Source organism: Achromobacter sp. MYb9 (assembly GCF_002975275.1).
In the GTDB taxonomy this organism is placed as follows: domain Bacteria; phylum Pseudomonadota; class Gammaproteobacteria; order Burkholderiales; family Burkholderiaceae_B; genus Achromobacter.
This window is the reverse complement of sequence record NZ_PCOQ01000036.1, coordinates 12,723-38,466: the sequence shown is the minus strand read 5'-3', so window position 1 is coordinate 38,466 and position 25,744 is coordinate 12,723. Positions and strand designations below refer to the sequence as shown.

The 25,744-nt window shown below is 67.0% G+C and carries 20 protein-coding genes; 11 read left to right on the top strand and 9 right to left on the bottom strand.

Annotated features, from left to right (window positions below; translation table 11 throughout):
• Positions 1-263: 263 nt before the first annotated feature.
• The 6 genes from CQ050_RS29210 to CQ050_RS29185 all read left to right on the top strand — a co-directional run bounded on the left by CQ050_RS29210 (position 264) and on the right by CQ050_RS29185 (position 5,937).
• On the top strand, positions 264-1,184 hold the full coding sequence (locus CQ050_RS29210; RefSeq protein WP_105560334.1) for an alpha/beta hydrolase: 921 nt from the start codon (positions 264-266) through the stop codon (positions 1,182-1,184).
• Entirely contained in the window at positions 1,177-1,671 is a 495-nt protein-coding gene (locus CQ050_RS29205; protein WP_105560333.1) for a MarR family winged helix-turn-helix transcriptional regulator, read from the top strand. Before CQ050_RS29210 ends, CQ050_RS29205 begins: the two co-directional genes overlap by 8 nt.
• Before the next feature lie 60 nt (positions 1,672-1,731).
• Positions 1,732-2,772: a hypothetical protein gene (locus CQ050_RS29200; RefSeq protein ID WP_105560332.1), complete on the top strand. Its 1,041-nt coding sequence runs from the start codon at positions 1,732-1,734 to the stop codon at positions 2,770-2,772.
• Between the two features lie 110 nt (positions 2,773-2,882).
• Positions 2,883-4,109: a bifunctional glutamate N-acetyltransferase/amino-acid acetyltransferase ArgJ gene (gene argJ, locus CQ050_RS29195; RefSeq protein WP_105560331.1), complete on the top strand. Its 1,227-nt coding sequence runs from the start codon at positions 2,883-2,885 to the stop codon at positions 4,107-4,109.
• Between the two features lie 6 nt (positions 4,110-4,115).
• Positions 4,116-4,982, top strand: coding sequence for an ATP-binding protein (locus CQ050_RS29190; protein WP_105560330.1), 867 nt, complete (start codon positions 4,116-4,118; stop codon positions 4,980-4,982).
• Positions 4,975-5,937, top strand: coding sequence for a Nudix family hydrolase (locus CQ050_RS29185; protein WP_105560329.1), 963 nt, complete (start codon positions 4,975-4,977; stop codon positions 5,935-5,937). The genes CQ050_RS29190 and CQ050_RS29185 overlap by 8 nt, the downstream gene beginning before the upstream one ends.
• Before the next feature lie 45 nt (positions 5,938-5,982).
• Here the strand turns inward: CQ050_RS29185 and CQ050_RS29180 are convergent, their stop codons facing one another.
• The 5 genes from CQ050_RS29180 to CQ050_RS29160 form a co-directional block, all read right to left on the bottom strand.
• A complete protein-coding gene (locus tag CQ050_RS29180; protein ID WP_105560328.1) occupies positions 5,983-6,723 on the bottom strand; it encodes an ABC transporter ATP-binding protein in 741 nt (246 codons plus the stop codon).
• A gap of 1 nt (position 6,724) precedes the next feature.
• The gene (locus CQ050_RS29175; protein ID WP_105560327.1) at positions 6,725-7,432 is read right to left on the bottom strand and encodes an ABC transporter ATP-binding protein; all 708 of its coding nucleotides are present in this window, start codon (positions 7,430-7,432) and stop codon (positions 6,725-6,727) included.
• A 17-nt stretch (positions 7,433-7,449) separates the two neighbouring features.
• Entirely contained in the window at positions 7,450-8,331 is an 882-nt protein-coding gene (locus tag CQ050_RS29170; RefSeq protein ID WP_105560326.1) for a branched-chain amino acid ABC transporter permease, read from the bottom strand.
• 9 nt (positions 8,332-8,340) lie between these two features.
• Positions 8,341-9,333, bottom strand: a complete 993-nt coding sequence (locus CQ050_RS29165) for a branched-chain amino acid ABC transporter permease (RefSeq protein WP_105560325.1) — start codon at positions 9,331-9,333, stop codon at positions 8,341-8,343.
• Between the two features lie 89 nt (positions 9,334-9,422).
• Positions 9,423-10,319: a LysR family transcriptional regulator gene (locus tag CQ050_RS29160; RefSeq protein WP_105560343.1), complete on the bottom strand. Its 897-nt coding sequence runs from the start codon at positions 10,317-10,319 to the stop codon at positions 9,423-9,425.
• 160 nt (positions 10,320-10,479) lie between these two features.
• On the opposite strand from CQ050_RS29160, the gene CQ050_RS29155 reads away from it, so the two are divergent.
• The 5 genes from CQ050_RS29155 to CQ050_RS29135 all read left to right on the top strand — a co-directional run bounded on the left by CQ050_RS29155 (position 10,480) and on the right by CQ050_RS29135 (position 16,890).
• Positions 10,480-11,712, top strand: coding sequence for an amino acid ABC transporter substrate-binding protein (locus CQ050_RS29155; RefSeq protein ID WP_105560324.1), 1,233 nt, complete (start codon positions 10,480-10,482; stop codon positions 11,710-11,712).
• A gap of 66 nt (positions 11,713-11,778) precedes the next feature.
• Positions 11,779-13,197, top strand: coding sequence for an amidase (locus CQ050_RS29150; protein ID WP_105560323.1), 1,419 nt, complete (start codon positions 11,779-11,781; stop codon positions 13,195-13,197).
• A gap of 185 nt (positions 13,198-13,382) precedes the next feature.
• Entirely contained in the window at positions 13,383-14,045 is a 663-nt protein-coding gene (locus tag CQ050_RS29145; protein WP_105560322.1) for a TetR/AcrR family transcriptional regulator, read from the top strand.
• Between the two features lie 13 nt (positions 14,046-14,058).
• The gene (locus CQ050_RS29140; RefSeq protein WP_105560321.1) at positions 14,059-15,558 is read left to right on the top strand and encodes an amidohydrolase family protein; all 1,500 of its coding nucleotides are present in this window, start codon (positions 14,059-14,061) and stop codon (positions 15,556-15,558) included.
• An 81-nt stretch (positions 15,559-15,639) separates the two neighbouring features.
• The gene (locus tag CQ050_RS29135) at positions 15,640-16,890 is read left to right on the top strand and encodes a D-amino acid dehydrogenase (protein WP_105560320.1); all 1,251 of its coding nucleotides are present in this window, start codon (positions 15,640-15,642) and stop codon (positions 16,888-16,890) included.
• Between the two features lie 26 nt (positions 16,891-16,916).
• On the opposite strand, the gene CQ050_RS29130 is transcribed toward CQ050_RS29135, so the two are convergent.
• The 4 genes from CQ050_RS29130 to CQ050_RS29115 all read right to left on the bottom strand — a co-directional run bounded on the left by CQ050_RS29130 (position 16,917) and on the right by CQ050_RS29115 (position 25,737).
• Entirely contained in the window at positions 16,917-17,867 is a 951-nt protein-coding gene (locus CQ050_RS29130; RefSeq protein ID WP_105560319.1) for a tripartite tricarboxylate transporter substrate binding protein, read from the bottom strand.
• A gap of 207 nt (positions 17,868-18,074) precedes the next feature.
• Positions 18,075-19,532: an efflux transporter outer membrane subunit gene (locus CQ050_RS29125; RefSeq protein ID WP_105560318.1), complete on the bottom strand. Its 1,458-nt coding sequence runs from the start codon at positions 19,530-19,532 to the stop codon at positions 18,075-18,077.
• Entirely contained in the window at positions 19,529-22,642 is a 3,114-nt protein-coding gene (locus CQ050_RS29120) for a multidrug efflux RND transporter permease subunit (protein ID WP_105560317.1), read from the bottom strand. Before CQ050_RS29120 ends, CQ050_RS29125 begins: the two co-directional genes overlap by 4 nt.
• Entirely contained in the window at positions 22,639-25,737 is a 3,099-nt protein-coding gene (locus CQ050_RS29115; RefSeq protein WP_105560316.1) for an MdtB/MuxB family multidrug efflux RND transporter permease subunit, read from the bottom strand. The genes CQ050_RS29120 and CQ050_RS29115 overlap by 4 nt, the downstream gene beginning before the upstream one ends.
• Positions 25,738-25,744: the final 7 nt, after the last annotated feature.

Here is a 25,744-nt window from a genome sequence, read left to right as displayed (position 1 = left end):
GGCGCCGTTGCGCCGCCGTCAAACTGGCGCTTGCAAAGATATTGCTTGCTACGTCAGGATCCCGTTGTGAGAGCATAGGGAAAACTGGCGTGGTTCATAGTTTAGGTTTAAAGTATTGTGCAAAACAAGACTAGGGTTTTTACCGAAGGGTTATTACCAGGGACGACTTCCACGGACAACATCCAGGGACGATTACCACGGACGATTTCCACGGACGATTACCAAGGGGTTTTCACTAACGGGTTTTCCAACCATCTACCGCCATGGTCACCCTCTACCGCCACTATGACCGCGCAGGCCTTGATGTCCAGTACAACGCTCGCGCGACAGTACCCGACATCCAGCCGATACTCAAGAAATACGCCGAAGACAGCGCTACGGCGCGGCAGTCGCTGACCTGCCAGCTGGATGTGCCGTTCGGCGACCATCCCGACGAACTTCTGGACATCTTCCGTCCCGCGGCCGATGCGTCCAGCACGGCGGGCGCGCCCGTCTTCGTATTCATCCACGGCGGTTACTGGCGCCTGTTGTCCAAGAACGAATCCAGCGGCATGGCGCCCGCCTTCACGCAAGCGGGCGCTGTGGTCGTGTCGGTGAATTATTCGCTGGCCCCCGCCGTGACGCTGGACCGCATCGTGGACCAGAACCGGCGCGCGCTGGCCTGGGTTCACCACCACATCGCCGACCATGGCGGCGACCCCCGGCGCATCCACGTCTGCGGCAGTTCCGCCGGTGGGCACCTGGTGGGCGCGCTGTTGGCGGGCGGCTGGCACGCCAGCTACGAAGTTCCGCACGACGTGATCCGCGGCGCGGCGCCGCTTTCCGGCCTGTTCGATCTGCGCCCGCTGGTGCACACGCACGTCAATGAATGGATGCGCATGAGCGAGGCCGACGCCATCCGCAACAGCCCCGCCCTGCATCTGCCGCCGGCGGGCTGCCCGCTGGTGGTCAGCTACGGCGAATCCGAAACCGACGAGTTCAAGCGCCAAAGCGACGACTATCTGGCCGCCTGGCATGAACGCGGCTTTCCCGGCCGCTATGTGCCGATGCCCGGCACCAACCATTACGACATCGTGTTGACCCTTAACGATCCCTCCAGCCCGCTGACCCGCGCCATCTTCGAACAGATGGGTCTGGCGCCCGCTTCCTCACGCATTCCCGGTATCCTCCCTAGCCATGACTGACGCTCCCGACCTGGAATCCCGCGCCGCGCCCGACGACCACCACGCGCTTCGGCTGTGGCTGCGCATGCTGACCTGCGCCAATCTCATCGAAGGCGAGATCCGCAGCCGCCTGCGCAACGAGTTCGACACGACGCTGCCCCGCTTCGACCTGATGGCGCAATTGCAGCGCGCCCCCAAAGGCATGAAGATGGGCGACCTGTCGCGCCACATGATGGTCACCAACGGCAATATCACCGGCATCACCGATCAGCTGGAAAAGGAAGGCCTGGTCGTTCGGACCAAGGTGGAGTCCGACCGCCGCAGCTCGCTGATCAAGCTGACGCCGCAGGGCAAGAAGACCTTCGCCCGGATGGCGCGGGCCCACGAATCGTGGGTCAAGTCCATGTTCGGCGACCTGCCCGAATCCACCCGCAATGCGCTGTTCCAGGCGTTGGGCGAACTCAAGCTGCAGGTGGTGGCCACCCGGTTGGAATCCGCCAAGGGCTAACGGCGCCATCCCGGGCCGCGGCGCTGAAATCCGCGTCCGGTTTGGCGCATAATTGCCGCCATGATTCCGGTATCTCTTCCTGGCGGTAATTTCTATGTGCTGATGGCGGCCTCGCTGGCCTGTCTGGCCACGTTGCTGACCTGGCTGGCCGTCCTGGCCACCACGCGCAGCGCCCGGCTGTGGCTGGGCGACCACCGGCGCACCGGCACCGTGCTGATGACCTTCCTGGCGCTGGTCGGCGCCATCTTCCCCTACCAGCAGTTCAGCCTGTGGTTTTCGGCCCACCGCGACGCCCAGGCCGACGCCGGCCGCAAGACGACGCTGACCCAGGCCACCCGAGTGGCTGGCGTGGACATGCCGGCCGGCACCGTGCTCAGCCTGACCCGCCCGGGCGAACTGGCCTCGTTCGACCGCGCCGTCTTCCCCGACACCCAGCCCGCGACCGTCCAGGGGGTTGCCGCCACGCAGCTGTTCCGCTATGCCGCCACGCCCAAGCAACCCGAGACCCTATCGGCGGAGATTGCGCGCGACCAGGCGCTGGAAGGCTGGTTGTGCGCGCATGGCCACCGGATCGAATTCGCGATGCACGGCGGCCTGCCCCACTTTGCAAGCTGCCACCTGGCGGTGGGCAACACGCTGGATCAGCAGCCCGTGCCGCCCGGCGCCTGGCTGAAGGTCGACGAGGCGGCGCGCGGCACCGCGGCGGACGCATCCGGACCCGCGCCGCGCTGGTTGCTGCGCACCGAAGGCAGCGAGGCCATGACCCTGCGCCAGATGCTGCTATTAAAGCTGGACATGCGCCTGGACGGGCAGCGCCGGCTGCTGGATTTCGAAGGCCTGCTGGCGCGCGAAACCGTGCTGGGCGCCATGACCTACCCGCCCGGCACCCGCGTGCTGGCCGCGAACCCGCGCCTGCCCGGCGCCCAGTCGGGCGACCTGCTGTTTTCACCGTCGCGCGGGCGCTCGGCCCGCCGCGAGGGCGGCGAGGACGTCACGGCCGGCCAATCGGTATTGCAGGCTCCGGACGGCAGCGTGCGCAGCGTGCTCAGCAACCGAGACGCCGGGGTGCTGGACGTGGCCGCCATGCGGATGGCCCCCTGACCGCCGCCTGACAAACGCCTGCTGCAAACCGGTGGGATAATACGAAGCTTTCCCCCGCGCGCCGCCTTGCCTGGCGGCGATTCCGTCCTGCCCATTCAAGAGACGAAGTCATGGCCGTTAATTTGCAGATCCCCTCCGAGTCCGAAATTTTTCCTGTTGCCGGCATTGAAATCGGCGTCACCGAGGCCGGCATCCGCAAAGCCAACCGGCGCGACCTGACCGTCTTCCGCCTGGCCGAAGGCACCAGCGTCGCCGGCGTGTTCACGCGCAATCGCTTCTGCGCCGCGCCCGTGCAGGTCTGCCAGACCCATCTGGCCGCCGGCGGCCCCATCAGCGCGCTGGTCATCAACACCGGTAACGCCAACGCCGGCACCGGCGAGGAAGGCCTGAAGAAAGCCCAGGACACGTGTGCCGCGCTGGGCAAACTGCTGGGCGTGCCGGCCGCGCAGATCCTGCCCTTCTCCACCGGTGTCATCCTGGAACCGCTGCCGCTGGACCGCCTGGTCGCGGGCCTGCCGGGTGCCATCGCCGATCTGGCCGCCGACCACTGGTCCAGCGCTGCCCACGGCATCATGACGACCGACACGCTGCCGAAGATCTCGTCGGCCAAGGTGCAGATCGACGGCAAGACCGTCACGTTCACCGGCATCAGCAAGGGCGCGGGCATGATCCGCCCCAACATGGCCACGATGCTCAGCTTCCTGGCCACCGATGCCGGCATCGCGCAACCGCTGCTGCGCCGCCTGGCCGTGGAAATCGCGGACGCGTCGTTCAATCGCATCACGGTCGACGGCGACACCTCCACCAACGACTCCTTCATCATCGCGGCCACGGGCAAGTCGGGCGTGAACGTCAATAGCGAATCCGACGCCGCTTACGCCGCCGTGCGCGCGGCCCTGACCGCCGCCGCGCTGGAACTGGCCACGAAGATCGTGCGCGACGCCGAAGGCGCCACCAAGTTCATGACGATCCGCGTCGAAGAAGCCGGCACCACGGAAGAAGCGCTGAAGGTCGCCTACGCGGTGGCGCATTCGCCGCTGGTCAAGACCGCCTTCTTCGCGTCGGACCCCAACCTGGGCCGCATCCTGGCCGCGATCGGCTACGCCGGCATCGACGACCTGGACGTGTCCAATATTCGCCTGTGGCTGGACGATGTGCTGGTGGCCAAGGACGGCGGCCGCAACCCCGACTACCAAGAGGCCGACGGCCAGCGCGTGATGAAGCAGGCCGAGATCTCGGTGCGCATCGCGTTGGGCCGCGGCCCGGTCGCGGACACGGTCTACACCTGCGACTTCTCGCACGAATACGTGACCATCAACGCCGACTACCGTTCGTGATCCGCCATGAGCGCAAGCGAATTCACCCCCCTTATCCAGCGCGCCGAGCGCGTGCTGGCGCAGCTTGAGGCCTTCCTGCCTCCGGCCCCGCCCGACATCGACTGGAGCGCCCACGCGTTCCGCTGGCGCAAGCGCGGGTCGCGCGGCTGGCTGGACGCCGTGCGCCACGTCGCGCGCATCGACATGCACGACCTTCAGCACATCGAGCGCCAGAAGGCCACCATCGACCGCAACACCGTTCAGTTCCTGGAGAACAAGCCGGCCAACAACGTGCTGATGACCGGCGCCCGCGGCACCGGCAAGAGCTCGCTGGTCAAAGCCATGCTGGCGGCCTACGGCGACCGCGGATTGCGCCTGATCGAAGTAGACAAATCCGACCTGGGCGACCTGGCCGACATCGTCGAGCTGGTCGCCGCGCGCCCCGAACGCTTCATCGTGTTCTGCGACGACCTGTCGTTCGAGGAAGGCGAGCCCGGCTACAAGGCGCTGAAATCCGTGCTGGACGGCTCGGTGTCGGCGTCGGGCGACAACGTGCTGATCTACGCCACGTCCAACCGGCGCCACCTGATGCCGGAATACATGAGCGAGAACTTGCAGGCCAAGCATCAGCCCGATGGCGAAATCCATCCGGGTGAAACGGTTGAAGAGAAAATCTCCCTGTCCGAGCGTTTCGGCCTGTGGTTGTCGTTCTACCCCTTCAAGCAGGATGACTACCTGGACATCGTCTACCACTGGCTGCGCGAGCTGGGCTGCCCCGAAGCGCACATCGAGCCTTCCCGCACCGAAGCGCTGCAATGGACGATCGAACGCGGTTCGCGTTCGGGCCGGGTGGCGTACCAATTCGCGCGCGATTGGGCGGCCCGCCATGTCTGAGAAGATCGTCGACGTCGCCGCCGGCCTGATTCTGCGCCCCGACGGCAAGCTGCTGCTGGGCCAGCGGCCCGAAGGCAAACCGTGGTCGGGCTGGTGGGAACTGCCGGGCGGCAAGCTCGAACCTGGCGAAACCGTGCTGCAGGCGCTGGCCCGTGAATTGCACGAAGAAATCGGCATCCGCGTCACGCAATCGCGCCCGTGGGTCACCTACGTGCACGTGTACCCGCACACCACGGTCCGGCTGGCGTTCTGCCACGTTACCGGCTGGGAAGGCGAACCCCAGGGCCTGGAGAACCAGCGCCTGGAATGGGTCGACCCGGCCAACGCGGCCTCGGTGGGCGACCTGCTGCCGGCGACTTTGCCCCCCCTGCGCTGGCTGCAACTGCCCACGACCTACGGCATCAGCTCGATCGGTTCGCGCGCGGGCGTGGCCGCATTCCTGGGCCGCCTGGACGCGGCGCTTGCGCGCGGCGTGAAGCTTGTGCAACTGCGCGAGCCGCAATGGCCCGACGGCGCGGGCGCAAGTTCCCTGCATGAGGTGCTGCAGCAAGTGATCAAGCGCTGCCGCGCAGCAGGCGCCCGCGTGCTGGTCAACAGCGCGCACCCGGCCGCATGGTGGAAGGAAGCCGAGGGCGTGCACCTGCGCACGGCGGACGCGGCGCGGTTGACCGCCCGCCCGGAATTGCCCAAGCAGGCGCTGGTCGGCGTGTCGGCCCACGACAACGCCCAGATCGTTCATGCCCGGAACATCGGCGCCGACTTCGCGGTGCTGGGCCCCGTGCTGGATACGCCCAGCCACCCCGGCGCGCAAACCCTGGGCTGGGAAGGTTTCGTCGAAGGCAATCGCGACGCGGGCATCCCGGTCTTCGCGCTGGGCGGGCAATCCACCCAGACCGTGTCGCAGGCACTGCGCCATGGCGCGCATGGCATTGCCGGGATACGCGGCGTCCTCTGACGCCAACCCCGCCGGGGCCCGCCCCGGCGGGCCCTGCCCGATCCCTCAGTCGATCTTGTAGTCCATCCATGATGCGACCATCTCGCGCAGGCCGCCCTCTTCCTCAAAGGCTTCGCGCGAGCCTTCTGCTTTGTTGCGCCCCAATTCCAGGATGTACATGTAGTCCGACACCTCGGCGCAGCGCCGCACGTTCTGGTCCACCAGCACGACCGTCATGCCCTCGTCGGCAAAGCCGCGGATCAGCGCGTAGATCTCCTTGGAGATCTTGGGCGCCAGCATCGCCGTCGGCTCGTCCAGCAGAATCACCGACGGTTCGATAAGCAGGGCGCGGCCGAACTCCACAAAGCGTTGCTGGCCGCCGCTCATGCTGGACACCGGGTCGTCGCGTTTCTGCGCCAGGATGGGAAAGCGGTCGTAGACCGAGTCGATGCGCTGACGTACCCGGGCCTTGTCGCGGCGGAACGGCCAGCAGCCCAGCAGCAGGTTGTCGTGCACGGTCAGGTCGCCGAACAGGCTGCGATGCTGCGGCACGAACGCCACGCCATGGTTGGCGCGTTCATGCGAGGGTTGCGCGCTGATGTCCTTGCCGCGCAACGTGATGCGGCCGGTACGCGGTGGCAGGAAGCCGAACAGGGTCTTGAGCACGGTGGACTTTCCCGCGCCGTTGGGGCCGATCACGCCGGTGACCTTGCCGGCGCGCGCCTGCACGTTGATGCGGTTCAAGATCGTGATGTCGCCGTGATAGGCCACGGTCACGTCTTCCAGCGCGAGGATCGCGGTGCTCATGTCAGGCTCCCAGATAGGCTTCGACCACACGCGGGTCGGCGCGCACGTGATCGGCGTCGCCCTGGCTCAGGATGGCGCCTTCGTTCATGACGATGATGTGATGGGACAGCTGATAGATCGAAGTCAGGTCGTGCGACACCAGCACCACCGAGCAATCGTGTTCGGTGGGCAGTTCGCGGATCACGGAGATCAGCAGCTGCGCCAGCGCGGGATTCACCCCCGCGAACGGCTCGTCCAGCAGGACGACCTTGGGCCGCGCGACCATGATGCGCGCCAGTTCCACCAGTTTCTGCTGGCCCCCCGACAGCTCCTCGGCGTAGTTGTGGCGCAGGCGGTGCAGCTCTACCTTGTGCAGCCAGTACTCGGACTGCGCATAGCGTTCGTCCGCGCTGCGGCCCGCCTGCTGCTGCGCCACGTCCAGGTTGTCCAGCAGGCTGAGGTGGCGGAAGATGCGCGGCACCTGGAAGGTGCGCCCCACGCCCAGCCGTGCCACGTCGTGGACCTGGCGCCCGCCGATCTCTTGGCCGCCCAGCTCGATGCGGCCTTCGTCCGGGGTGTAGATGCCATTGATGCAGTTCAGCAGCGTGGTCTTGCCCGACCCGTTCATGCCGATGATGCCCAGGATGCCGCCCTTGGGCACCTCCAGGTCCACGCCCTGCAGCGCCACCAGGCCGCCGAAGCGCTTCTTCAGATTCGTGACTTTCAACATGCGTCCGTCTCCCGGGATCAGCGCAGGGCCTGGCGGCCGAACAAGCCGCTGGGCCGGATGAAGATCGTGGCGACCATCAACGCGAAGCCGCAAATGGTGGCGATGGAAGGGCTGAAGAACACCACCGACACCTGTTCCGTCACCCCGAACAGCAGCGCTCCGACCAACGCCCCCACCGGATGCCCCAGGCCGCCCAGGACGATGACGATAAAGCCGATCAGCGTGTAGTCGTTGCCCATGAACGGCGAGAACGCCGGGAACACCATGGCGACCAGCACGCCGCTGGCGGCCGCCAGGCCCACGCCCAGGCCGAACGCCACGGCGGACAGCCGTTCCACGTTGATGCCTACGATGCGGACCGCGTCGCGGTTCATGATGATGGCCCGCAGCGCGCGGCCCAGCTGGGTGCGGTACAGGAACACCGTCAACGCGGCGATGATCGCCAGCGCGATGGCCAGCGCCAGCAACCGCACGGTGGGGATCAGCACCGGACCAAACTTCAGGAAGACCGGTTCGATCTCGTAGGGCAGCGAGCGGGCGTCGGCGTCGAACGCCAGCAGCATCAGCGCGCCCAGCATGATCGATACGCCGAACATCAGCAGCAGCGAACTGATCTCGGGGTCGTCCGCCTTGGACAACCGCGGGATCAGGACGAAGTACAGCAGGTAGCCGGCCAGGAAGAACGCCGCGAACGCCAGCGGCAGCGCGACCAGCGGGTTGATGCCCGCATACTCCATGAGATAGAACGCGAAATACGCGCCCAGTACCAGGAATTCGCCGTGCGCGAAGTTCACCACACGCAGCACGCCGAAGACGACGTTCAGGCCGACGCCGATCAGCCCATAGATGGCGCCGAGAATCAGGCCGTTGATCAGGCCTTGGATAAGCAGTCCGGTCATGGCGGGTCCTCAGGCGATGTAGCGGCGCAGTTGCGGCTTGCGTTTGAGCAGGCTGCCGACGATGCCCCGCGGCAGGAACAGCATCAGCAGGACGATGATGAGGCCCAGCAGCAGCAGGTTCACCACCGGGAATTTCTGCCAGATCATGTGATCGATGCCCAGCAGCGCCAGCGTCCCGACCACCGGGCCCAGGATGGTGCCAAAGCCCCCCGCCATTGCATAAATGATGCTCTTCGCCGTGATCAGCACGTTGAAGGCGTATTCGGGGTCGACGACGTTCGTGTACCAGGCCTCGATGCCGCCGGCCAACGCGGGAAACAAGGCGGCCAGCAGCCAGGCTTTCAGACGGGTGTTGGGGACGTGGATCCCGACGCAGGCGGCCGCGCCATCGTCGTCGCGAATGGCCTTGAGCGCACGGCCCAGCCGCGATACCGACAGCCACGTCACGGTGGCCAGCGTGGCCCCCATCACCAGCAGCATGGCGTAGTAGCTGTGCGTGGGATTGTTGGCGCTGGACAGGATGATGCCCATGCTGCCGCCGGTGAACGACTGCGGCAGATCGGAAATGACCAGCTTGACGATGGTGGCAAGCGCAAGGCTCACGATGCCGAAGTACACGCCGCGCAGGCGCAGCGTGGGCGCCAGCAGCAGCGCGATCGCCACCCCCACGCCGCCAGCGGCCAGCAGCGACGGCAGAATGGGCCAACCCATGATCTTGTAGCAAATGCCGGTGGCGTAGGACCCCACGCCGTAGAACACCACGTAGCCAAACGGCAGATAGCCCGTGAACCCGACGCAGATGTTCATGGCGCTGGCCATGGTGATCCACAGCATCAGGTAGAACGCGAACGAGATGTTCGAGGTGGCCATCGGAATCACGGCCAGGCCGGCGGCCAGCGCGGCGAAGAGGGTCACTGCGATGCGGGTGCGCAACCGCACGGCGCGCAGATCCTGCGCGCGATGCGAAGCCGCGCCCGCCGCCAGGGCGGGACTGCTGCTCATGATGTCTTCCTCCGGGCCGTCTCGGGTTGGACGACCGCTCTATTTGGAGGCGATTATGAACAACTCAAACCATAACTGCAAGTTAAGGATTAACCCTTACCAGGCGCCTTATCCGACCCGGGAAATGCCTCCGCCAGCACCTCGCGCAGCTCATCGATGAACCGCAAGGCGATCTGCGACGGCTCGCGGTTGCTGGCATAGACGGCCGAGATATTCAGCGGAATCCGCTCTTGCAGCGGCACGATCACGACATCCGGCATGGTGTTCTGCATGACCGTGAACTCATCCACGATGGCAATCCCGACACCAGCATTGACCAAGGCGCACGCAAGCTGGCTCCAGGGCACGTCGGCGCACATGCGGCACGGCAGCCCAGCCTGCTCGAACGCCCCCAACACCAGCATGCCGAAAGGCATCCGGGTGCCCACCACGATGTGCGGGTGCGGGGAAAGATCGGCCAGGCTGACAGACGCCCGCTCCGCCAGCGGGTGCCCCTTGGGAATGGCCGCCACCATGCGCCCCACATGCAGGGGTTGCGAGGTCAGGAAGGGGTGATCCGCCTGCATGACCACCAGGCCCAGCTCGGCTTCGCCCTGCAGCACATCGGATATCAGGCTGGGCAGGACCGAGGTATTCAACCGCAGCAGCAGCTCTGGATGCCGCTGCTGGAAGCGAGCCACGGCACGCGGCACCAGGAACTGCGCCAGACTGGGAATGGAGGCCAGCCGCAACACGCCCGTGCCGTGTTCGGACAGCGCATCGGCCAGATCATTGACCCGCTGCATCATGCGCTGGGTCTTCTCGATTTCCTCGAAAAGGCTGTGCACCTGCGACGTGGGCCGCAGCCGCCCGCGCACGCGCTCGAACAGCGTCACGCCCATGCTCTTCTCGGTCTGGGCCAACATCCGGCTGACCGCCGGCTGCGAAATATTCAACAACCGGGCCGCGCCGCTGATCGACCCGGCCATGACGATGGCCCACAGCATTTCGGTCTGACGGTAATTCAGTTTATTCAAGGCGTGCGCTCCATGCCTATTTGTTATACGCTTTGTCGCGTATTGGGCAATTATTGCCCAATACCGGGTTCTGGGTCCCTGCTTCGCGGCGGGGCGAGGCCCCCAAATCTATAACGATTGGAGACATCCCATGTTCGTTAAATCCTGGTTGTTCCGCTTACCGGCGTTGGCCATGGCCATTGCCGCCCTGACGCCCGCCACTGGCGCCGCCCAAACATCGGACAAGATCCGGGTGGGCATGACGGTTTCTTCCACCGGCAGCTTCGCCCTTGCCTCGCAATCCGGCGTGCGGGGTGTGGAATTGTGGGTGGAAGACGTCAACCGCCGGGGGGGCATCGACATCAAAGGCAAGAAGTACCCCGTCGAGCTGGTCAAGCTGGACGACCGCAGCGACAAGCAGATGGTCACGCGCGTCTACGAACGCCTGATTGTCGATGAAAAAGTGGATCTGGTGTTTGCGCCGTTCGGCTCCACGCTGACGGCCGCGGCCGCCACCGTCACCGAGCGGCTGGGCAAGTACATGATGGTCTGGTCGGCCGCCAGCGACGATCTGTACAAACAGGGTTTCAAGAACATGGTGTCGGGCACGCAGATGCCCGTGTCCGCCATGCTGCGCGCCAACATGGAGCTGGCCGCCAACCAGGGCGTGAAGAAGGTGGCGCTGCTGTATTCCGACGAACCGTTCCCGGCGGGGCTGGCCGAAGGCGGCCGCGAACAGGCGACCAAGAACGGCATGCAGGTCGTGATGTTCGAGAAATACCCGAAGGGGCAAAAGGACTTCAGCACCATCCTCCAGAAGGCGCGCGCCGCAGGCGCCGAAGCGCTGGTGCCGACCTCGTATGAGGGCGACCTGATCAGCATGACGCGCCAGATGAAGCAGCTGGACATCAACTTCCCTTACGTCTTCATGGTGTACGCATCGACGCCGCAGTTCCAGGCCATCGGCGCGGACGCCAACTACATCTACAGCCACACCAACTACCACCCCGCGATCAACTGGAACGTCAGCGCAGGCATGAACCGTGAACAGTTCGCGGCGGCCTACGACAAGCGCTTTCCCAAGGCCGAGTTCCCGCCCGATTTCCAGACGGCGCTGGCCTATGGCGCTGGCGCGATCACGGAAGAGGTCGTGAAGAAGGCTGGCACGACGGATGCCGCGGCGCTCAAGCAGGCGTCGCTGGACCTGTCCGGCAAGCTGACGGTCATGGCCGGCCCCTACGCCATCGACAATACGGGCAAGCAGTTGCTAATGCCCTTCCCGGTGGTGCAGTTGCAGCCGGGCAAGGGCATGGTGCCCGTGTGGCCGGCGGACGTGGCAACGGCAAAGCCGATCTATCCCGCCCCTGACTGGACCAAACGCTAGCCGCGGGCAATACGGGCCGGCCCCGCGCCACGCGGCGTGAGGCCGGCATACCAACCTGAGGAAAACATGTCTGAAATTGCATTTGCCACGCTCGGCGAACTGGCGGACGGCCTGGCCGAAGGCCGCTACAGCTCGGTGGAATTGACGCAGCACTTCCTGGACCGCATCGCCCGGGCCAACCCGGCGCTGGGCGCCTATGTCAGCGTGGACGGCACCGGCGCGCTGCGCCTGGCCGAAGCCGCCGACGCCCGCCGCCGCGCCGGCTACGGCCTGCTCAGCGCCCTGGACGGCGTGCCGGTGGCCGCCAAGGACCTGTGCGATATCCGGGGCCAGGTCACCACCGCGGGCTCCGAGGCGTGGCGCGACCGCCGCAGCACCACCACGGCGACCGCCGTCACGCGCCTGCTGGACGCCGGCATGGTGATGCTGGGCAAGACGCACATGGTCGAATTCGCCTTCGGCGGGTGGGGCACCAACCCCGTCATGGGCACGCCGCGCAATCCGTGGGACCTGCAGCAAGCGCGCATTCCCGGCGGTTCGTCCAGCGGCTCCGGCGTGGCCGTCGCGGCCGGCCTGGCGCCTGCGGCGCTGGGATCGGACACGGGCGGTTCGGTGCGGATACCCGCCGCATTGAATGGCGTCACGGGCCTGAAGACCACGCGCGGACTGATCAGCCTGCATGGCGCGGTGGCGCTGTCGACAACGCTGGACTCCATCGGTCCGCTGACCCGCGACACGCGCGACGCGATGCTGCTGACCGTGCTGATGGCCGGGCCCGATGCACAAGACCCGCTGACGCAAGGCCTGCCTTCTTTCCAATACCGCGAGCCCGCTGCCGGCGCACAGCCCTTGCGCGGCGTCCGCATTGCCCTGATGCCCGCGTCGCAGCATCCCATCGCGGTGGACGCCGACGCGCTGTCCGCCCTGGACGATGCGCGCCGCGTGCTGATCGACCTGGGCGCGGACGTAGCCGATACGCCCTTCCCCTTCGACTTCCGCGAGATGATGCTGCGGAACGGCCAGATCATCGCCGCCGAAGCCTACGCCATGCACCGCGGCTACATCGAAGACCCCGCCCAACCCATCGGCCAATATGTACGCGCCCGCGTGCTGTCCGGCAAGGGCGTGTCCGCCGCCGACTACATCGCCGCGTTGCAGGCCCACGCGCAAGCGCGCCTGGCCTGGCTGGACTGGATGCGCGACATCGACGCCGTGCTCACACCCTGCGCGCCCTTTGGCGCACGGCTGCTGGACGAGGTGGACGAAGCCGCCACGCCGCTGGCCGCCTTCACCCGCGCCGGCAACTACGTCAACGCGTCGGGCCTGGCCCTGCCCGCTGGCTTCACCGCCGGCGGCCTGCCCCTGGGCGTGCAATTGCTGGGCAAGCCCAATGCCGAAGGCACCCTGGGCAAGATCGGCATGGCCTTCCAGGCCGCGACCGACTGGCATCGCCGGCGCCCCGACCTGAAGGCGGTCGGACTGTAGTTGCCACACCTGAAGGGACGCCCGCGGCCCGCGCCGCCGGCGTCCCTTTGCGCATTCGCCACCGCCCCATTGCCGCCCGCTAGGGAAAGTCCCCCCTTGCTCGTGATCGTCTCGAAGCCCTATCTTGAATGTTGATGTGACCATATGGTCACATCCGTTCCTCATCCTCATGAAGGAATAGGCCTATGTCGCGGCGCGAAAATACCGAAAGGCAGATCCTGCAAGCGCTGGAAGCCCAGATCCTGGAAACCGGCATGGGCGGCGTCGGCATCAACGCCATCGCCAAGCGCGCCGGCGTCAGCAAGGAACTCATCTACCGCTATTTCGACGGCATGCCCGGCCTGATGCTGGCGTGGATGCAGGAACAGGATTTCTGGACCCGCAACCCCGGGCTGCTGGCGGCCGACGAATCCAGCCAGCGCACGCCCGGCGAGCTCGTGCTGTCCATGCTGCGCGCGCAGATCGACGCGCTGGCCGGCAACGAATCATTGCGGGAAGTCCGCCGCTGGGAACTGATCGAACGCAACGAGGTATCCGCGCCGCTGGCTGAACGGCGCGAACGCGCCGCGCGTGGCTTCATCGACCGCATCGACGGCCTGGCCCCCGACGCCGATATGCCCGCGCTGGTCAGCGTGATGCTGGCCGGCGTGCTGTACCTGATGCTGCGCGCCAAGACCGAATCCCATTTTCTTGGCGTGCCGCTGCGCACGCCGGAAGGCTGGGAGCGGATCAGCGGCGCGCTTGAACACCTGGTGGCCCACGGCCTGCCGGACACCTTGAATACCGAATCCCTTGCCCAACTGGAGGCGCGCCGCGGCAAATCGCCCGCAGCCGATCCGGAAACCTGAGCCCCTCGCCCTCATGCCCGCACACCCCGACCCGCAGGACTACGACATCATCATCACCGGCGGCCAGCTTGCCGATGGCCTGGGCGGCCCCACCCGCCGCGCCGATATCGCGATCCGCGGCGAACGCATCGCCGCCATCGGCGACGGCGCAACGTGGCGGGCAGCGCGCCACATCGACGCGACGGGCAAGGTGGTCTCGCCGGGCTTCATCGATTGCCACACCCACGACGACCGCGCGCTGCTGGGCACGCCGCTGATGCGCCCCAAGGTCAGCCAGGGCATCACCACCGTCGTCACCGGCAACTGCGGCATCAGCCTGGCGCCCGTGCGCGCGCCGGGCGACGTGGTGCCGCCCCCCTTGAACCTGCTGGCCAAGCAAACGGGCGAACTCTACGCCCGCATGCAGGACTACGTCGACGCACTGGACGCCGCGCCCGCCGCCGTCAACAGCCTGGCGCTGGTCGGCCATTCCAGCCTGCGCGTATCGGCCATGGACCGGCTTGACCGTCCGGCCGACAAGAAAGAAATCGCGGCCATGCGGCATGCGCTGGACGAAGCCATGGCCGCCGGCGCGGCGGGGTTGTCCACCGGCCTGTACTACCCGACGGCCATGCACGCCAGCACCGAAGAAGTGATCGGCGTGGCCGAGCCGCTGTCCGCCTGGCGCGGCCTGTACACCACGCACCTGCGCGACGAGGCCGACCACGTCTGCGACGCGATGGAGGAAGCTTTCCTGATCGGCCGGGCGGCCGACGTGCCGGCCATCCTGTCGCACCACAAGGTGACCGGCAAGCACAACCACGGCCGCACCGCTGAAACGCTGGCGCTATACGACCGCATGCGCGCCGAGCAGCCGCTGGGCATGGACGTCTATCCCTATGCGGCGTCCTCCACCATCCTGGAGCCGCGCCGCGTCGCCGCGGGCGAAAAGATCATCGTCACGTGGTCGCAGACGCGCCCCGAGATCCAGGGCGTGGACCTGCGCGAACTGGCTGCGCGTGAAGGCATCGACCCCACCCGCCTGGCCGAAGCGCTATCGCCCGCCGGTGCGATCTACTTTTCAATGGACGAAGCCGACGTGAAGCGCGTCATTGGCCACGGCAGCGTCATGATCGGATCGGACGGCCTGCCGCATGACCAGCGCCCCCATCCCCGCCTGTGGGGCGCGTTTTCACGCGTGCTGGCCCGCTATGTGCGGGAAATGCGCGTGTTGGGCCTGGAAGAGGCCATTCGCCGCATGACCAGCCTGACGGCTGCGCAGTTCGGCCTGAAAGACCGCGGCGTGCTGCGCCCGGCCTGCTATGCCGACGTGGTGATCTTCGACCCGGCCACCGTCGCCGACCTGGCCAGCTTCGCCGAACCCACGCTGCCGTCCACCGGCATCCAGGCGGTGCTGGTCAACGGCAGGCTGGTCGAAGAGGACGGCGTGGCGACCGGCGAGCGGCCCGGCCGCCTGCTGCGCGGCGACGACCGCGCCGCGCCCGGATTCGAAACGCCCGCCTGGGCCGCCTGACCCTCTGCCACCGGGCCCCGCGCACGCGGGCCCGAACGCTGAACGCCGCGCCCCTGGCCGCGGCCCCTCCCCTGGACCATCATGCACATCGTCGTTATCGGCGCGGGCGTGGTCGGCATGACCACCGCTTACTTCCTGCACCGCGCGGGCCATCGCGTTACCGTCGTCGACGCGGACTCGGGCCCCGGCCAAGCCACCAGCATGGCCAATGGCGCGCAACTGAGCTATAGCTTCGTGGCGCCGCTGGCCGACCCCGCCGTCTTGCCCAAGCTGCCCTCGTGGCTGCTGGCACAGGACGCGCCGCTACGCTTCCGGCCGCGGCTGGACCCGGATCAGTGGCGCTGGAGCCTCTCGTTCCTGCGCGCCTGCACGCGCGCCAAAAGCCGCTCCACCACGCGCGAGCTGCTATCGCTGGGCCTGTATAGCCGCCTGTGCGTGCATGACCTGGTTCGTCACGAAAATCCGGATTTCGATTTCGCGTCGTCGGGAAAACTGCTGGTCTACCAGGACGCTTCCGCCTACGCGCACGCGCTCGCGCAGCGCGATTACCAAGCCGGCCTGGGCTGCGAGCAGCGCGTGATGGACACCCGCGCCTGCCTGGACATGGAACCCGCGCTGGCCGGCATCGGCGCCAGCATCAAGGGCGCCATCTACACCCCGACCGAAGACGCCGGCGACTGCCAGCGTCTGTGCACCGAACTTGAACGCATCCTGCGAGCCGCGCCGGACCCGGTGCGTTTCCATTTCAATACGCGGGTGGACGCATTGCGCGCGGAACGCGGGCGCGTCGTCGGCGTGTCCACCGCCGCGGGCGTGCTGGAAGCCGACCATTACGTGCTGGCCAGCGGCATGGGCGCGCAACCGCTGGCGCGGCGCCTGGGGTTGAACCTGCGGATCTATCCGCTGAAAGGGTACAGCCTGACGTATGCGCTGACGCCGGACAGCGTTGCGCCGACCGCCAGCATCAGCGACATCCGGCGCAAGGTCGTCTATGCGCGGCTGGGCAACCGGCTACGCGTGGCGGGCATGGTCGACATCGGCGCTCGCGGCAGCGGCGTCGATCCACAGCGCGTGCGCAGCCTGGAACGTGATGTCGCGCAGTTCTTTCCGGACCTGAACCCGGCGGGCCCGCCGCAGCCTTGGGCCGGCCTGCGGCCCGCGCGGCCAGACGGCAAGCCGTTGATCGGCGCCACGCCCTACCGCAATCTCTGGTTGAACACCGGCCACGGCGGCCTGGGCTTCACGCTGGCCGCCGGCAGCGCGCGGATACTGACGGACTTGATGCAGGGGCGCAATCCCGCCGTCGACGCGGCCGCCTTCGCGCTGGGGTAGCGCACGGGCGGACGGCGCCCAGGCGCTTAGTCCGCCTTGATGCCCCGGCTTTTGATCAGCGCGCCCCACTTGCCGCGTTCCTTCACTTCGAACGCCGCCAGATCGGGACCGAAGACGTTGCCCGGCGTCGCCCCGCCTTGCGCCAATGCCTGCTGCAGCTCGGGCGACTTCAACGCCTGCCGCATGGCTGCGATGAGCTTGTCGACCACCGGCGCGGGCGTGCCGCGCGGCGCATACAGGCCGGACCACGCGGTGACCTCGAAGCCCGGCAGGCCGGCCTCGGCCATCGTCGGCAGGTCGGGCGCGGCCGGACTGCGTTCGGCCGACGTCACCGCGATGCCGCGCAGGCGGCCGCCCGGCTTCAACGCCGCCATGGCGCTAGGCAGATTGTCCATGAGGATGTCGACCTGGCCTCCGATCACGGCGGGTATCGCGGCCGACGACCCCTTGAACGGCACGTGCAGCATCTGCAGTCCGGCCAGCGATTCGAAATACGCGCCCGTCAGGTGCACCGACGAGCCGATGCCCGGCGAGGCATAGGAATACTTGCCCGGATCCTTCTTCACGGCCTTCATCACGTCGTCCAGATTGCGCCAGGGCGATCCGGCTGCCACCGCCATGACGTTGGGGGTGGACGCGATCATGCCCAACGGCACCAGGTCGGTGGCGGGGTTGAATCCGATATTGCCGTACAGGAACTGATTGACGGTCTGCGTGCCGACGGAGCCCAGCACGATGGTGTAGCCGTCGGGCTGCGCACGCGTGGCCGCGGCCACGCCCAGGTTGCCCGCCGCGCCCGGTTTGTTCTCGACCACGATGGATTCGCCCAACGCGGGCCGCATGTGCTGGGCGATGGTGCGCGCGAAGATATCAGTGGTGCCGCCCGGCGGGAACGGCACGATCAGGGTGATCGGCCGCGCAGGCCATTGCTGCGCGGAGGCCGCGGCGCTCAACGCCAGCGTGGCGACCGCCGCCATGCCTGTCCAGCGCCCTGCCCTGGCGGTCGTGCGCCAGTGAGTTGACCAGCCCATCCTCTTTCCCCTTCGCGTGACGCGTGTTCGATTGATCAAACGGAATTCGGTGTCGGTACTGCGCGACGAACGTGACCGCATGGTCACTTTTTTCGCATTAAGAACCGGCGCCGAAAACTTGTCAACGAAAGGGAGGAGGATTAGGCGTTATCCCTAGGAACCGTCCCAGCCGCCGCCCAAGGCCACGATCAGGTTCACGCTGGCCACCAGGCGCGTGCCCAGCAGGCTCAGCGCATTGCGCTCGCTGTTGAGCGCCGTGGCGTCCACCACCGCCACGCTCAGGTAGTCCACCAGGCCCGCCTTGTACTGATTCTGGATCAGCCGCAGCGATTCGCGCGCCGACTCCAGCGCACGCCGCTGCACGACCTGTTCGTTCTCCATGACGCGCAGCTGGATCAGGTAGTCTTCGACTTCCCGCAGCCCCACCAGCGCGGCCTGTCGATACGCCGCCGCTTGCGAGTCGTAGGCCGCGCGGGCCTGTTCGACCTGCGCCGCGCGCGCGCCGCCGTCGAAGATCGTCAACGCCAGCGCCGGCCCCAGCGACCAGAAGCGCGCGGGCGCGGTCAGGAGGTCGGCGAACTGCCCGTTGCGGAAGCCCCCGTCGGCGGACAACGTCAACGACGGGAACCATGCGGCTTGCGCCACGCCGATCTGCGCGTTGGCGGCCGCCGCGCGGCGTTCGGCCGCGGCGATGTCGGGGCGGCGCTCCAGCAATTCCGAGGGCAGGCCCACCGGAATCTGCGGCAACTTCAGCGCGAACACCGAGGGCGCCAACCCGAATTTGGACGGGGCCTGCCCCATCAGCACCGCAATCGCGTGCTCGTATTGGCCACGCTGCCAGTCCAGGTCGATCGATTGGGCGCGCGTGCTTTCCACCTGCGTGCGCGCCACGGCCACGTCGGCCTGGCCCGCAACGCCGACTTCATAGCGGTTCTGCGTCAATTGCAGCGATTTCTCGTAGGCTGCCACGGTGGCGTCCAACAAGCGTTTCTGTTCGTCCAGCACGCGCAATTGCAGATAGGTCTGCACCAGCGCCGCCTGGGCGCTCAATCGCGTGGCGGCCAGGTCGGCCAGGCTGGCCGCCGCGCTGGCCTCGGACGATTCCGTGCTGCGCCGCACGCGGCCCCACACGTCCAATTCCCAGCTGATGCTGCCGGTCACCGAATACTGGTTCGACACGTTGCTGCCCGACGAAGACGACGAACCGTTCGCGCCATTGCCACTGCCCGCGCGCGACATGCCCGCGCCCGCGCCCACCGTGGGATAGAAGCCGGCGCGCGCCGCGCGCACCAGGCCCAGCGCCTGGCGGTAGTTGGCCTCGGCCTGCGCAATCGTCTGGTTCGAGGTATTCAGGCGATCGACCAGCCCGTTCAACGTCGCGTCGTCGTACACCCGCCACCACTCGCCGCGGTCCGCGTCGTCTCGCGGCTGGGCGCGCTTCCAGCCTTCCACCTGATCCTGGCCCCGGCCTTCCTTATAGGACGCGCCCACATCCAATTCGGGGCGTTGGTAGTCGGGGCCGACCGCGCAGGCGCCCAGCAGCGCGCAAAGCGCCAGCGTGACCGCGCTGCGGGGAAGGAAGGCGTTCGAAAGCGGCTTGATGCGAATCATGTTTGTTCTATGGATGCAGGAGCTTCATTCCGGGGACCGCGCCCGCGCGCGGCCCACAGACGGAAGCGGTCCAGATAAAGATAGACCACGGGGGTGGTGTACAGCGTGAGGATCTGGCTTAGCACCAGGCCGCCCACGATGGTAATGCCCAGCGGCTGGCGCATCTCGACGCCAGCGCCGGTGGCCACGACCAGCGGCAGCGCGCCGAAGATGGCGGCCATCGTCGTCATCATGATCGGCCGGAACCGCGTCAGGCACGCCTGGAAGATCGCCTCGCGCGGGGCCATGCCCTGGTTGCGTTCGGCATCCAGCGCAAAGTCCACCATCATGATGGCGTTCTTCTTCACGATGCCGATCAAGAGGAACACGCCAATCAGCGCGATCAACGTGAAGTCGTAACGCAGCAGCAGCAACGCCAGCAGCGCGCCCAGGCCGGCCGACGGCAACGTCGACAGGATCGTCAGCGGATGCACGAAGCTTTCATACAGGATGCCCAGCACGATATACATCGTGACCAGCGCCGCCAGGATCAGCCACGGTTGCTGCGCCAGCGTCTGCTGCAAGGCGGCCGCGGTGCCCTGGAAGCCCGCCTGGATCTGATCGGACGGCAAACCGATGCGGGCCACCGCCGCATCGATGGCCGCGGTGGCCTGCCCCAGCGACACGCCGGGCGCCAGGCTGAACGACACGGTGTCCGCCACGAACAAGCCCTGATGCTGCACGCTGAGTGGCGCGTTGGCGTTCTCCAGCCGCGCGAAGGCCAGCAAGGGCACGCGCGCGCCGGTCGACGTGATGACCTCGACCTGCTTGAGCGATTCGATGTCTTCGGCAAACTTCGGCGCAAGGCCCAGCACCACGTGGTACTGGTTCAGCGGGCCGTACATCACGGACACCTGGCGCTGGCTGAACGAATTGTTCAGCACCGTCGAGATGGTGGACATGCTGACCCCCAGCCGCGTGGCGGCCTCGCGGTCGATCACCAGGTTGATCTGGCGGCCTTTGTCTTCGACATCGGTGTCCACGTCCGTGATTTCGGGAATCTTCGCCATCGCCTGCTGCACCTTGGGCATCCAGGTACGCAGCAATTGCAGGTCGCCCGACATCAGCGTGTAGTCGTAGGAGCCCTGGCTTTGCCGCCCGCCAATCCGGATGTCCTGCTGCGACACCAGGAACATGCGCGCGCCCGGCATGTTCAGCAGCTTGCCGCGCAGCCGGTTGATGACCACGTCGGCCGACGCGTCGCGTTCGCCCAGCGGCTTTAACTGGATCTGCATGAAGCTGCTATTGCTGCCGCCGCGGCCGCCCGCGTAGCCGGTCATGCTCTGCACCGCCGGGTCCGCCAACACCACTTTGCGCAGTGCTTCCAGCTTGGGCAGCGTCGCCTGGAACGACGTGCCCTGGTCCACGCGGAAGAACCCCAGCAGCTGCCCCGTATCCTGCTGCGGGAAAAAACCCTTGGGCACTGCGGTGTACAGGTAGATGTTCAGCCCGACAGCCACCGCCAGGACCAGCATCATCAGCCGGCCATGCGCCAGCGCCCAGCGCAGGCTGCGGCGGTAGCCCTCCAGCATGGAATCGAAGCCGCGCTCCGACCAGCGCGCCAGCCGTCCGGGCGGTTTTTGCTCGGGCGGTTCATGGCGCAGCAAGCGCGCGCACATCATCGGCGTCAAGGTCAGCGACACGATCAGCGACACCAGGATGGCGGCCGACAAGGTCACGGCGAATTCGCGGAACAGCCGCCCGACCACGCCGCCCATCAGCAGGATGGGGATGAAGACGGCCACCAGCGACAGGCTCATCGATAACACCGTGAAGCCGACTTCACGCGAGCCACGCAAGGCGGCCCGCATCGGCGACATGCCGTTCTCGACGTGTCGCATGATGTTCTCCAGCACGACGATGGCGTCGTCCACCACGAACCCCGTGGCCACGATCAGCGCCATCAGCGAAATCGTGTTCAACGTGAAGCCGCACAGGTACATGATGCAGAAGGTGCCGATCAGCGACACGGGCACGGCCACGCTGGGAATGATGGCCGCGCGCCAGCGCCGCAGGAACAGCAACACCACCAGCACCACCAGGCCCACGGCAATGATCAGGGTCAGCTCGGCCTCGTGCAGCGACGCCCGGATGCTGGGCGTGCGGTCTTGCGCCACCGTCATGTTCACGTCGGCCGGCATCAGCGCCTGCAGCACCGGCAGCTGGGCGCGCACGGCGTCCACGGCCTCGATGATGTTGGCGTCGGCCTGCCGGCGCACGATCATCAAGATGGCGTTGCGTTCGTTGAAGAACCCGGTCTGGTACAGGTCTTCGACGGAATCCTCGACGCGGGCCACGTCCGACACGCGCACCGGCGCGCCGTCTTTCCACGCCACGATCAACGGCCGGTATTGCTCGGCGCGGCTGAGCTGGTCGCTGACCATGATCTGCCAGTGGTAGCTGTCGTTCTCCAGCACGCCCTTGGGGCGGTTGGCGTTGGCGTTGGCCAGCGTGGCGCGCAACTGGTCCAGCGACACGCCCCGGTTGGCCAGCGCGCCCGGCAGCACCGTGACGCGCACCGCCGGCAGGGAACTGCCGCCCACGGTCACTTCGCCCACCCCGTCCACCTGGGCCAGCTTCTGCGCCACGATGGTCGAAGCGATGTCGTACAGCTGGCCCTGGCTGAGGGTGTCGGAGGTCAGCGCCAGCGTCATGATGGGCGCGTCGGACGGGTTGGACTTGTGATACGTGGGATTGCTGCGCAGGCCGCTGGGCAACAGCGAACGCGCCGCGTTGATCGCCGCCTGCACGTCGCGGGCGGCGCCGTTGATGTCGCGCGACAGGTCGAACTGCAAGGTAACGCGGGTAGACCCCTGCGAACTGCTGGACGTCATCTCGGTCACGCCGGCGATGCTGCCCAGCGAACGCTCCAGCGGCGTCGCCACGCTGGAGGCCATGGTCTCGGGGCTGGCGCCCGGCAGGCTGGCCGATACCGAAATCGTCGGGATATCCACCTGCGGCAGGGGCGCCACCGGCAGCAGGAAGAACGACAGCAGGCCCGCCAGCACAATCGCCAGGCTCAGCAGCGTGGTCGCCACCGGCCGGACGATGAAGGGTGCCGACAGGATCATGACGCGTCCCCGGCCGCCGGCTCGCGCACGCCGCGCCAGCGGCGCGACATGCGGTCGAACATCAGGTAGATGACCGGGGTCGTGAACAGCGTCAGCACCTGGCTAAGCAGCAGGCCGCCCACCATCACCAGCCCCAGCGGTTGGCGCAGTTCAGCGCCCGTGCCGGTCGACAGCATCAGCGGCAAGGCGCCGAAAAGGGCCGCCAACGTCGTCATCAGGATGGGACGAAAGCGCAGCAGCGCGGCCTCGTGGATGGCCGCGCGCGGCGTCAAGCCCCGCTTGCGTTCGGCGTCCAGCGCAAAGTCGATCATCATGATGGCGTTCTTCTTCACGATGCCGATCAGCAGGATGATCCCGATGATGCCGATCATGTCCAGCTCGGTCCCGCTGATCAGCAGCGCCAGCAACGCCCCCACGCCGGCGGACGGCAATGTGGACAGGATCGTGATGGGATGGATGTAGCTTTCATATAGCACCCCCAGCACGATGTACATGGTGACCACCGCGGCCAGGATCAGCCATAGCGTGCTGGTCAGCGAATTCTGGAACGCCAGCGCCGCGCCCTGGAAGCGCGTCTCCACGCCGGCCGGCATGCCGATCTCGGCCTCGGCCGCGGTAATGGCTTCGACCGCGTTGGACAGCGACGCGCCCGGCGCCAGGTTGAACGACACCGTCACCATCGGAAACTGGTCCAGCCGGTTCACGGCCAGCACGGTCCGGCCTTCGGAAATGTGCGCCACCGACGACAGCGGCACTTGCGCGCCCGTCGAGGTGGGCACGTGGATCTGGCCCAGCGCGGACGGGTTCATCTGGAACTGTGGCTGCACTTCCAGCACCACGCGGTACTGGTTCGACTGCGTGAAGATCGTGGAGATCAGGCGCTGGCCGAACGCGTCATACAGCGCCTCGTCGATGACGGCGGCGGTGATGCCCAGCCGCGATGCCGCGTCCCGGTCGATCTCGACCCAGGTCTGCAAACCGTCGTCCTGCAGGTCGTCCGTCACGTCCTTCAGCCCCGGTATCTGGCGCAGGCGGTCCACCAGCTTGGGCGTCCATTCGCTCAGCACCTTCAGGTCGGGGTTGGACATCGTCATCTGGTATTGCGTGCGGCTGACACGGTCTTCGATGGTCAGGTCCTGCACGGGCTGCATGTAGACGGTCAGCCCGTCCTGCCTGGCCAGGGAATCCTGCAGACGAGCCATCACCGTGCGCAGGTCGCCGCTGCGTTCGGCCTGCGGCTTCAGCGCGATCTGCATGCGCCCGGCGCTTAGCGTGGCGTTGCTGCCGTCTACCCCGATGAACGAGGACACGGCCTGCACGTCGGGATCTTCCAGCACCAGCTGTGCCGCCGCCTGCTGGCGTTGGGCCATCGCCGGGAACGAGATGGATTGCGGCGCCTGGGTGATGGCCTGGATCAGGCCGGTGTCCTGCTGCGGGAAAAAGCCCTTGGGCACGACCATGTACAGCACCACCGTCAGCGCGAACGTGCCCAACGCCACCAGCAGCGTCAGCGGTTGATGCCGCAGCACCACCTGCAGCATGCGGTCGTAGCCGGCGATGACGCGGTCGATGAAATTGCCGGTGGCCGTGTGGAAACGGCCGTGCTTCTGCTGCGATTCGGCGCGCAGCAAACGCGCGCACATCATCGGCGTCAGCGTCAGCGACACGACCAGTGAAATCAGGATGGACACGGCCAGCGTGATCGCGAATTCGCGGAACAGCCGCCCCACGACTTCCGTCATGAAGAGCAGCGGGATCAGCACCGCAATCAACGAAAACGTCAGCGAGATCAGCGTGAACCCGATCTGCGAGGCGCCCTTCAGCGCCGCCTGCAAGGGCGTCTCGCCCTCTTCGATATGGCGCGCGATGTTCTCGATCATGACGATGGCGTCGTCCACCACGAAACCGGTGGCGATCGTCAGCGCCATCAACGTCAGGTTGTTGATGGAGAACCCGGCCAGATACATGATGCCAAAGGTGCCCACCAGGGACAGCGGCACCACGACGCTGGGAATCAGCGTGGCCGTCAGGCTGCGCAGGAAGACGAACGTCACCATGACCACCAGCCCCACCGCCAGCAGCATTTCGAACTTCACGTCTTCCACCGAATCGCGGATGGTCTGCGTGCGGTCCGACACCACGCTGACGTCCAGCGTGGCGGGCAGGGCCGCCCGCAGCTGCGGCAGCAGCGTCTGGATGCGATTGACCACGTCGATCACGTTGGCGCCCGGCTGGCGCTGGATGTTCAGCAGGATGGCGGGCTTGTCGCCAGCCCAGGCGGCCTGGCGCGTGTCTTCGGCGCCTTCGACCGCGCGCGCCACATCGGACAGGCGCAGCGGCGCGTTGTTCTTGTAGGCGATGATCAGGTCGTTGTAGTCGGTGGGCGACTTCAACTGGTCATTGGCGTTGATCGTGGTGGAACGCAACGGCCCGTCCAGGTTGCCTTTGGGCTGGTTGACGTTGGCGCCCACGATCGCGGTGCGCAAGTCGGACAAGGCCAGGCCGTTGGCCGCCAGCGCCTGCGGATTGACCTGCACGCGCACCGCCGGCCGCTGGCCGCCCGCGACGCTGACCAGGCCCACGCCCGGAATCTGCGACAACTTCTGCGCCACCCGCGTATCCACCAGGTCGCGCACCTGCGGCAGCGGCATGGTGGGTGACGTGATGGCCAGCGTCAGCACGGCCGCGTCGGCCGGATTCACCTTGTTGTAGGTTGGCGGCACCGGCAGATCGCTGGGCAGCAGGTTCGACGCGGCGTTAATGGCCGCCTGCACCTGCTGTTCGGCCACGTCCAGCGGCAGCGTCAGGTTGAACTGCATCGTGATGACCGACGCGCCGCCCGAACTGGTGGACGACATCTGGTTCAAGCCCGGCATCTGACCGAACTGCCGTTCCAGCGGCGACGTGACCAGCGAGGTCATGACGTCCGGACTGGCCCCGGGGTACAGCGTCACCACCTGGATCGTCGGGTAGTCCACCTCGGGCAGCGCCGACACGGGCAGCATCCGGTAAGCGATGAACCCGGCGATCAAGATCGCCACCATCGCCAGCGTGGTGGCGACGGGGCGCAGAATGAAGGGACGCGACAGGCTCACGATGACC

Coding starts and splice junctions, on each gene's coding strand:
- CQ050_RS29155 (WP_105560324.1), top strand. CDS start 10,480: ATGTTCGTTAAATCCTGGTTGTTCCGCTTACCGGCGTTGGCCATGGCC.
- CQ050_RS29210 (WP_105560334.1), top strand. CDS start 264: ATGGTCACCCTCTACCGCCACTATGACCGCGCAGGCCTTGATGTCCAG.
- CQ050_RS29170 (WP_105560326.1), bottom strand. CDS start 8,331: ATGACCGGACTGCTTATCCAAGGCCTGATCAACGGCCTGATTCTCGGC.
- CQ050_RS29180 (WP_105560328.1), bottom strand. CDS start 6,723: ATGAGCACCGCGATCCTCGCGCTGGAAGACGTGACCGTGGCCTATCAC.
- CQ050_RS29175 (WP_105560327.1), bottom strand. CDS start 7,432: ATGTTGAAAGTCACGAATCTGAAGAAGCGCTTCGGCGGCCTGGTGGCG.
- CQ050_RS29165 (WP_105560325.1), bottom strand. CDS start 9,333: ATGAGCAGCAGTCCCGCCCTGGCGGCGGGCGCGGCTTCGCATCGCGCG.
- CQ050_RS29140 (WP_105560321.1), top strand. CDS start 14,059: ATGCCCGCACACCCCGACCCGCAGGACTACGACATCATCATCACCGGC.
- CQ050_RS29200 (WP_105560332.1), top strand. CDS start 1,732: ATGATTCCGGTATCTCTTCCTGGCGGTAATTTCTATGTGCTGATGGCG.
- CQ050_RS29190 (WP_105560330.1), top strand. CDS start 4,116: ATGAGCGCAAGCGAATTCACCCCCCTTATCCAGCGCGCCGAGCGCGTG.
- CQ050_RS29160 (WP_105560343.1), bottom strand. CDS start 10,319: ATGCTGTGGGCCATCGTCATGGCCGGGTCGATCAGCGGCGCGGCCCGG.
- CQ050_RS29120 (WP_105560317.1), bottom strand. CDS start 22,642: ATGATCCTGTCGGCACCCTTCATCGTCCGGCCGGTGGCGACCACGCTG.
- CQ050_RS29125 (WP_105560318.1), bottom strand. CDS start 19,532: ATGATTCGCATCAAGCCGCTTTCGAACGCCTTCCTTCCCCGCAGCGCG.
- CQ050_RS29185 (WP_105560329.1), top strand. CDS start 4,975: ATGTCTGAGAAGATCGTCGACGTCGCCGCCGGCCTGATTCTGCGCCCC.
- argJ (WP_105560331.1), top strand. CDS start 2,883: ATGGCCGTTAATTTGCAGATCCCCTCCGAGTCCGAAATTTTTCCTGTT.
- CQ050_RS29130 (WP_105560319.1), bottom strand. CDS start 17,867: ATGGCGGCGGTCGCCACGCTGGCGTTGAGCGCCGCGGCCTCCGCGCAG.
- CQ050_RS29135 (WP_105560320.1), top strand. CDS start 15,640: ATGCACATCGTCGTTATCGGCGCGGGCGTGGTCGGCATGACCACCGCT.
- CQ050_RS29205 (WP_105560333.1), top strand. CDS start 1,177: ATGACTGACGCTCCCGACCTGGAATCCCGCGCCGCGCCCGACGACCAC.
- CQ050_RS29145 (WP_105560322.1), top strand. CDS start 13,383: ATGTCGCGGCGCGAAAATACCGAAAGGCAGATCCTGCAAGCGCTGGAA.
- CQ050_RS29150 (WP_105560323.1), top strand. CDS start 11,779: ATGTCTGAAATTGCATTTGCCACGCTCGGCGAACTGGCGGACGGCCTG.